Here is an 8,082-nt window from a genome sequence, read left to right as displayed (position 1 = left end):
GGCGGGGCTTTATGCCGCGCATTTTATATTTCAGACAACGAGTTACTGGCCATGGGGTTAAAACCTCGCCCTATTACCTGCGGCGCTGCTGTATTTTAGCTAACTTTTCTTTTTGCTCAGCGTTAAGCAGTTGCATTACTTGATGCTGGGTTTTCAATTTAATTAATCCCAATTGCTGCTTCTTATCTTGGCGTGCGGTTAATAACTCTTTCGCTGCATTTTCGTCAAAGTTTGGCGCTGACAATAACGCATCCATCTGCGCTTTATAAGCTTGGCGCTGTGCCTTACGCGCCGCGTCTTTATTTTGGCTTCTTAGTGCTTTAATTTGCGTTTTTTGCGCTGTAAAAATCGCTTTTAGTTGTGTTTGTTGATCTTCAGTAAGCGCCAGTTTATCTGCTGCTCGCTCAGAGAGTAAAAAGCGTGCTTGAGAGTGGCCTTGTTTATGGCCATCACCTTTTGCAAGTGCGCTGCCCGCACTGAGCGTTGCTGCTGTTAAGCCACAAATAAGTACTAATTTTGATAGCGTGTTTATCTTAGTCATAATCATCACCTTAATATTGGGTTGGTTGTTGGCTGCTAGCCAGTAAGTTCACTATAACCGGCTCAATGCAAAGTAACGCAAAGCAGTGTAAAGGTTATGTAAAGACTAACTTTTAGTACATTAAACGCGTAAAATAAAACCATAAAACAGCGCGTAGGGCTTAATGTATGAAACTATTAATGATTGATGATGACACCGGTTTATGTGAGCTATTAAGCGAGTATTTGAGCGCACAAGGCTTTAGCATACAAACCGCACATGATGGCCAACAAGGCTTAGAGCTTGCTTTACAAAACGATTACGCGCTTATATTACTTGATGTTATGCTGCCCTCTATAGATGGCTTTGAAGTACTCAAACAACTCAGACAAAGTAAATTAACGCCGGTAATTATGTTGACCGCTAAAGGTGAAGACTTTGACCGTATTTTTGGTTTAGAGCTCGGCGCTGATGACTATATTCCAAAACCGTTTAACCACCGCGAACTCCTTGCCCGCGTTAAAGCTATTACTCGCCGTATTGAACACATTAATAGTGTAAGCAATAACAATAATAAAAAGCTCTCTTTAAACGGTATTACTATTAACTTTGCCGCGCGTGAAGCCAGTGTAAATAACACCACACTCACGCTTACGGGTACCGAATACGAAATATTGGCTTTATTAGTAAAACACGCCCCTGATGTTATAAGCAAAGAGCAAATAAGCGAAGAAGTACTAGGACGGCGTTTAGCGTCATTTGATCGCTCTATTGATATGCATGTGAGTAATATTCGAAAAAAAATAGCCGAGCATATCGCGGGTGAAAAAATTAAAACTATTCGAGGGACGGGTTATGTCTTTATCCAAGGAGAGTAAATTAACGCGTTTTAGCTGGTTAAGACACCCTCGACATTATTTGTTTTTTAAAGTCTTTGCTTGGTTTTGGCTAACGATCATTGGCACTTTTACTGCGCTATTTTTCTTAAGTAATATTTCGCTGATCAATGCTATTAGCCATGACCCCCTAAAAGGGCCCATGCAAAAAAATCTAGAACACTTGGCTCGAGGTATCGAACGTAGTGCACATAAACACAAGCGATCTATTCATGACATTATTACTCACCCGCGTTTAAGTAAGCGCAAGTTACTTTATTTAAATTCACTAAGTAGCGATGAGTTTTTGATCAGTAAAAAAGTTGAGAATAATATTGATTTTAGCTTACTGAACTTTAGTGAAGGCATGCCACCTCAAATTATTTTTACTGAATATTACCAAGCTTTTGGCCCTGTGCGCATTCGAGTACCTGAAGGCGAATTTGAGTTATATGAAATCGATATAAATCAACAGCGACCGCTCTTTATTCGCTTAAGATTGTTGCCGGTTTGGTTAAAAATTTCTATCGCCATTATCGCCTCACTTACATTAAGCTTTTTATTTAGTCGTAACTTAATTGCCCCTATAAATAGTTTAAAACAAGCTGCAATTAGGCTCTCAAATGGCGATTTAAGTGCGCGCGCGACAATAAATAGTCAACGAAAAGATGAGCTTGGAGTTTTAGGACGCGATTTTAACCGTATGGCTGATCAATTAGAGCAACTACTTAGCGCTCAAAAGCGTTTACTTGCCGATATATCCCATGAATTGCGCTCCCCACTAACACGCTTAAAAATGGCCACAGGGCTGGCGCAAATGCAAGCGAGTGAGGCCAGCCAATCGTATTTATTGCGTATTGAAAAAGAAGCAAATCAACTTGATAAAATGATAGCCGATGTATTGCAGGTATCGCGCTTAGAAGCCAATAGCCAACCTTTATCACTGCAAACACAGTCGCTGCAAGTGATTGTTGACCATGTGATTAACGATGCTCAGTTTGAAGCAAAACAGCACAATAAAACGCTGCATATTCAAGGTGATGCTGAGGTAAATATAGAGTGCGACGAAATGCTGATTGCCAGTGCTCTAGAAAATATTTTACGTAATGCAATTAAATACGCACAACATACTATTAGCATCACCTTAAAACACAGTGATATCATCACTATACAAATATGTGATGACGGCCCTGGCGTTCCCGCAGCGCAACTTGATAAACTATGTGAGCCATTTTTTAGGCAATCAGACGCCCGCGACCGAGTCAGCGGCGGCACTGGGCTGGGTTTAGCCATTGCAAAAAATGCGGTGATTGCCCACGGCGGAAATTTAGCTTTATCAAATAAGGACGCTGGCGGGTTATGCGTTGAGATAAGCTTACCAATACAAAAGAGAGATCATGTTCTATAGCAATGAAAGCGAGCTTAAAAGTAACCTGCCTGCCATTAATGAGTTTTATACTAATACACTCAAAAAAGCCTATTTAAGCACGGCTGCCGGTAAATTATTTTATGCTTATGCTAAGCCTAAACAGGCTCACACTGCCATTGTTATTAGTTCTGGGCGCATTGAAGGACTCGATAAATACAAAGAGCTGCTTTGGGAGCTTTATTGTAATAATTTTGCTGTTTTTATTGTTGATCACCAAGGCCAAGGGCGCTCTTATCGGTTATTAAAAAACCCCCATAAAGGCTATGTCAAACAATTTGAAGATTACAGTCACGATCTCAATCAATTCAATCTTGAGGTGGTAAAGCAGCATTGGCAAGGTAAAAAACTACTGCTTAGCCATTCAATGGGCGGCGCTATTGCGTTTGATTACTTAGCACGTTACTCACATGACTTTAGTGGGGCGTTTTTATCTGCGCCCATGTTTGATATTCATACTAAAGGAATACCAAAACCCGTAGCACAGTTTATCGCCGCCAGTGCGTCATTATTTGGGTTCTCAGGGTGTTATGCGTTAGGACAAAGCGATTATACACCTGAAGAGTTTGCGCTTAACACTTTAACCAGTAGCCAAATACGCTATGATCAATTTAGGGCAACTTATCAGCAAACGCCACTATTACAATTAGGCGGTGTTACCTATGGCTGGCTGCATACTGTTTTTTCATTTATTAAAGCGCTCGATAAACTATCCATAACAACCCCGTTATTTATAGCCAGCGCAGAAAATGACGAAGTGGTTGATAACCAAGCCCAGCATAAGCTTGCAAGCCGACATAAAAACACCCTAATAAAGCAGTTTAAAGGGGCTAAGCACGAGCTGTTTTTTGAGCGGGACGAAATTCGCCAACCATTGCTAACAAGCCTTTATAAATTTTGTGATTCAATAGGTTAACTACTAAGCGACAGCGGATCTAGGTGAATCAAAATATCAACTTCAGATTCAAATTGCTGAGTGATCATCAGCTCCACTTCATCTGCCACTTTATGGGCACGAATAAGCGGTAAATTGTCATCAAGCTCTAAATGCAGTTGAATAAACTTAACTTTACCGCCCTGTCGAGTGCGAATACCGTGAACGCCATAAACATCATTATGGTTACGCGCTATTTCAAAAATACTTTGCTTTTCTTCATCGGGTAGCTCTTTGTCCATTAAATGCGAGGCACTTTCGGTTGCTATATCCCAACTGTTATACAATAAATAACCTGCCACACCGATAGCAAACAATGGGTCGGCATACAGTACGCCATAATAGGCGAGTAAAATAGCAAGCAATACCGCCGCATTTAAAATTAAATCGCCCTTGTAGTGAACGGAGTCGGCTTTTATAGCGATTGATTCTGTGTGCTTCACGACTTTATTTTGCACATATACAATTACTAAGGTACAAGCAATGGCAAAAATACTCACCCATACACCTAATAATGAGTGCGAAAGCTCTACTGGGTTTATTAATCGCTCGATACCGTGAAACATTAATAAACAGCCCGAGCCCGCAATAAATGCAGCTTGGCCTAACCCTGCAAGCGCCTCCGCTTTACCGTGACCAAACCGGTGGTCATCATCCGCAGGACGCAGTGCATACGATAAAACTAAAAAGCTCATTAGCGTCGCGGTAATATCCATTAATGAATCAGTGAGTGAGCCAAGCATCGACGCCGAACCCGACGCCAGCCAAGCCCATGCTTTGGTCGCAATCATTAGGCTCACCATGACCATGGTCACTATGCTTGAAGCTTTGACCCAAAATTCATAACTGCGATTATGCACGTATCTGTCCAAGTGTAAGATGTATTTAATGTTTGTAGTATATCATTTTTTATTCATTGTTCGTGTATACTGAGCCAGTCAAATTAAAGATTTTATAGGGCTTATTGTGCTGGATATTGTTTTATACCAACCTGAAATTCCGCCTAACACCGGGAATATCATTCGTTTATGTGCCAATACTGGCTATTCATTGCATTTAATTGAACCGTTAGGGTTTGAGTGGGATGACAAACGTGTAAAACGCGCTGGACTTGACTATCACGAATTTAGCCATGTACAACGCCATGCCTCATTTGATGCTTACTTAGAAAAGTGCCAACCTAAAAAGGTGTATGCTTGCACCACTAAAGGTAGCCAATTTCATCACCAAGCACAGTATGAAGCGGGTGATTGCTTAGTATTCGGCCCAGAAACCCGAGGCTTACCTGATGACATGATTCAAGCACTGCCAAACGAGCAACGCGTGCGTATACCTATGCAAGCCGATAGTCGCAGTATGAATCTGTCTAATGCAGTAGCTGTGTTTGTGTATGAATCTTGGCGCCAGCTTGGCTTTGTAAACGCGCAGTAATTATTTACCAATAATAAAAAACCGACATTATGTCGGTTTTTTAATTTTTAAAGAATAGTGAAGCATTTATTCTGACTTTTGTTCACGACCTAATAACGCCATAGCAGCTGCTTTCATGTCTTTATTTTCATAGAGTACTTTGTATATTTGCTCGGTAATTGGCATTTCCACACCAGCGCGTTGAGCTAGTAAGTACACTTCTTTGGTATTTCTAAAGCCTTCAACCACTTGGCCAATTGATGCAATGGCATCATCAACACTTTCACCTTTACCTAAGGCTAAACCAAAACGGCGGTTGCGCGATTGGTTATCGGTACAGGTCAGAATTAAATCACCTAACCCAGCCATGCCCATAAAGGTTTCAGGTTTTGCACCCAGTGCACACCCTAAACGCGACAACTCTGCTAAACCACGAGTGATAAGCGCTGTACGAGCATTTGCACCAAACCCCACTCCATCAGAAATTCCCGCACCAATAGCAATTACATTTTTAACCGCACCACCGAGCTGTATACCAATAAAATCATCATTGTTATACACCCTAAACGAGCGCCCGCAATGCAATAAATCGGCTATTTGTTTAGCAAATGCCGATGATGTTGATGACACCGAAATAGCGGTTGGTGAGCCCATCGCCATTTCTTTGGCAAAGGTTGGCCCTGAAAGCACCGCTAATGGCACCTCTTCACCTAGCTCTTGCACTGCCACTTCTTGTAACAAACGCCCAGTATTTGGCTCTAGCCCTTTGGTGGCCCATGCTATTTTTGCATTTGGGCGCAAAGCCGGTTTAATTTGCTTTAATGTGTCAGCAAATGCGTGGCTTGGCACAACAACCAAAACAATATCGCTACTTTGCGTTGCACGCTGTAAATCTGCTTCAAGGATTAAGGTGTCAGGAAAAGGAATATTAGGTAAGTAACGTTGATTTTTTCGCTCAGCTGCAAGCGTCGCAACGTCTTGGCTATTGCGTCCCCATAAAGTCACTTTGTGGCCATTTCGGGCTAAACAAATAGCAAGGGCGGTGCCATACGACCCCGCCCCTAAAACAGTAACAGCTGATGTGGCTGTATTCATAAATTAAGCGTCTGCTGTAGCCTGCTCAGCTTGCGCTGTGCGTTGCTGCATGTACTGTGCAAATAATGCGTCAAAGTTAACTGGCGCAAGATTAAGTTGTGGGAACGTACCACGATTTACTAAGTTAGATACCGCTTCACGTGCATACGGGAATAACACGTTAGGGCAAAATGCACCTAGCATGTGCGCTAATTGCATTTCTTCAACGTCAGCAATCGTAAAGATACCTGCTTGTTGAATTTCACATAAAAACGCAGTTTCTTCACCGATAGATGCCGTTACAGTTAGCGCAAGCACTACTTCGTAAACACCTTCATCAAGCTTGTTAGAGCGCGTATCTAAATCTAATTTTACTTCTGGAGCCCACTCTTTTTGAAAAATAGCTGGCGAATTTGGCGTTTCAAACGACACATCTTTAGTGTAAATACGTTGAATAGTAAACTGTGCACCTGCATCAGCTTCTGCTGCTGCGTTTTGATTTTGTTCGTTCATTGTTATTCCTAACCTGTTATTTATTATAATTAATTAAATTAAGCACTGAGCTTAGCATCAAGGTGACCTTGCGCTTCTAGTGCCATCATGTCGTCACAGCCACCGATGTGTTCATCGTTGATAAAAATTTGTGGAACCGTGCTTGCGCCACCGGCTTTGGCGATCATTTCATCGCGAAGCTCTGGCTGAACGCCAATATCAATATTTGTGTATTTTACACCTTTGCTGTTTAACAGCGCTAATGCGCGATGGCAAAAAGGACAATATCCTTTGGTGTATAAAACAACGTTACTCATAATTAATCCTTAATCGGTTTAGCTAAGAGATATTAGCGACCGCTTGTTGTTGGCAGACTTGCTGATTGCCACGCACCCATACCGCCAGATAAAACATAAACCTGTTCATAGCCTGCTTTATGCATTGCGGTTGCAACACCTGAAGCAGTCATGCCTGCAGCACATACCACTATAATGGGTTTGCTCTTATACTTTTCAAGGGTTGAGAAATCAGATTCTTTAGCTTTTTCTGGGTTTAAGTGCACAGCACCGGCAATATGGCCGGTTTTAAACTCTTTTTGCCCACGCATATCAACAACCTGGCCGTCTTCGCGGTTAATAAGTAACGTTAACTGCTGAGGATTGATTTGACGAATTGCTGAAAATTTACTTTTTATTGCGCCACTAATAATAAGAAACGCAATCGCAACCCAAGCTAGGCTTAAAATTGGATGGTTTGAGACAAATTCAATATATTGATCCATTCGACTTCCACTATAAAGTTACATACTAAAACGGATGTTTTAGATATTTTAAATTCTTACCAATTGCACTTGCACAATGAGCAGTCACTCATCAGCAAATCAATAGAGCGCTGTTAGGCTACTCTGAATTTTAACCTACAATATAGGCTTAACTTACCCCACAACCCTATTCAATACTTGAATAAAATAGAGATTAGCCGCGCAAGTATACCCAAATCAGCTAAAAATGCGAGTTTAAGCACGCTTGAAAGCCACAATGCCCAGCTCTTTTTAACTGAAAAATAACCTAGCCCTTTAAAGTTTTTAATTTAGCCAATCCTAATTGAAAATTTTTAATATCTTCTTTTCATTGCTGATCCTAGCTATAAAACGCGGTATGCTAAGACTTGGCATGTTGGCATTAATGTTAGCGTGTATTTTAGCAACGCTAGGGTCTGTTGATCTTTCAAGGTTAAATTTGCAGCAGTCTGTTTGGTATTTAGGTAAAGCAGAGCCTATGTGGTGTGGTTATTCCCCATAAATAGGCGATAACGCAGCATCAATGCCAGAACTGTGCTGCCAGAACCGTTC

11 protein-coding genes are annotated in these 8,082 nt (G+C 41.4%); 5 read left to right on the top strand and 6 right to left on the bottom strand.

Translation table 11 applies throughout. The annotated features are described in order from the left end of the window. Positions 1-73 precede the first annotated feature (73 nt). Complete coding sequence (locus tag CWC30_RS15315; protein ID WP_138627527.1) at positions 74-541, bottom strand: Spy/CpxP family protein refolding chaperone; 468 nt, start codon at positions 539-541, stop codon at positions 74-76. Positions 542-708: 167 nt separating this feature from the next. Between CWC30_RS15315 and CWC30_RS15310 the strand changes: the two genes are divergently transcribed. From CWC30_RS15310 to CWC30_RS15300, 3 genes are read left to right on the top strand one after another with little or no spacing between them, the layout of a single operon-like run. Next, entirely contained in the window at positions 709-1,398 is a 690-nt protein-coding gene (locus CWC30_RS15310) for a response regulator transcription factor (protein ID WP_013465939.1), read from the top strand. Next, positions 1,376-2,803, top strand: coding sequence for an ATP-binding protein (locus CWC30_RS15305; protein ID WP_138627526.1), 1,428 nt, complete (start codon positions 1,376-1,378; stop codon positions 2,801-2,803). Before CWC30_RS15310 ends, CWC30_RS15305 begins: the two co-directional genes overlap by 23 nt. Continuing rightward, entirely contained in the window at positions 2,793-3,737 is a 945-nt protein-coding gene (locus CWC30_RS15300) for an alpha/beta fold hydrolase (RefSeq protein ID WP_138627525.1), read from the top strand. The genes CWC30_RS15305 and CWC30_RS15300 overlap by 11 nt, the downstream gene beginning before the upstream one ends. Here CWC30_RS15300 and CWC30_RS15295 read toward each other — a convergent pair. Beyond that, positions 3,734-4,615, bottom strand: a complete 882-nt coding sequence (locus CWC30_RS15295) for a cation diffusion facilitator family transporter (RefSeq protein WP_462806483.1) — start codon at positions 4,613-4,615, stop codon at positions 3,734-3,736. The genes CWC30_RS15300 and CWC30_RS15295 overlap by 4 nt on opposite strands. Before the next feature lie 106 nt (positions 4,616-4,721). Between CWC30_RS15295 and trmL the strand changes: the two genes are divergently transcribed. Next, positions 4,722-5,186, top strand: a complete 465-nt coding sequence (gene trmL / locus CWC30_RS15290) for a tRNA (uridine(34)/cytosine(34)/5-carboxymethylaminomethyluridine(34)-2'-O)-methyltransferase TrmL (protein ID WP_013465943.1) — start codon at positions 4,722-4,724, stop codon at positions 5,184-5,186. Positions 5,187-5,252: 66 nt separating this feature from the next. Here the strand turns inward: trmL and gpsA are convergent, their stop codons facing one another. From gpsA to CWC30_RS15270, 4 genes are read right to left on the bottom strand one after another with little or no spacing between them, the layout of a single operon-like run. After that, positions 5,253-6,260 (bottom strand): NAD(P)H-dependent glycerol-3-phosphate dehydrogenase, encoded by a 1,008-nt coding sequence (gene gpsA / locus CWC30_RS15285; protein WP_138627524.1) that lies wholly within the window; start codon positions 6,258-6,260, stop codon positions 5,253-5,255. Between the two features lie 3 nt (positions 6,261-6,263). After that, positions 6,264-6,752 carry a protein-export chaperone SecB gene (secB, locus tag CWC30_RS15280; RefSeq protein WP_013465945.1) on the bottom strand — a complete coding sequence of 163 codons (489 nt, stop codon included), beginning with the start codon at positions 6,750-6,752 and terminating at the stop codon, positions 6,264-6,266. 38 nt (positions 6,753-6,790) lie between these two features. Further along, positions 6,791-7,048, bottom strand: a complete 258-nt coding sequence (grxC, locus tag CWC30_RS15275; protein ID WP_138627523.1) for a glutaredoxin 3 — start codon at positions 7,046-7,048, stop codon at positions 6,791-6,793. Between the two features lie 32 nt (positions 7,049-7,080). Next, a complete protein-coding gene (locus CWC30_RS15270; RefSeq protein ID WP_013465947.1) occupies positions 7,081-7,512 on the bottom strand; it encodes a rhodanese-like domain-containing protein in 432 nt (143 codons plus the stop codon). A gap of 322 nt (positions 7,513-7,834) precedes the next feature. On the opposite strand from CWC30_RS15270, the gene CWC30_RS15265 reads away from it, so the two are divergent. Then, a complete protein-coding gene (locus CWC30_RS15265; protein ID WP_083238697.1) occupies positions 7,835-8,032 on the top strand; it encodes a hypothetical protein in 198 nt (65 codons plus the stop codon). Positions 8,033-8,082: the final 50 nt, after the last annotated feature.

Origin of the sequence: Pseudoalteromonas sp. S4741 (assembly GCF_005886135.1) — a bacterium.
GTDB lineage: Bacteria > Pseudomonadota > Gammaproteobacteria > Enterobacterales > Alteromonadaceae > Pseudoalteromonas > Pseudoalteromonas tetraodonis.
Note: the sequence above shows the minus strand (reverse complement) of the source record. Positions and strands in the feature narration are given on the sequence as shown.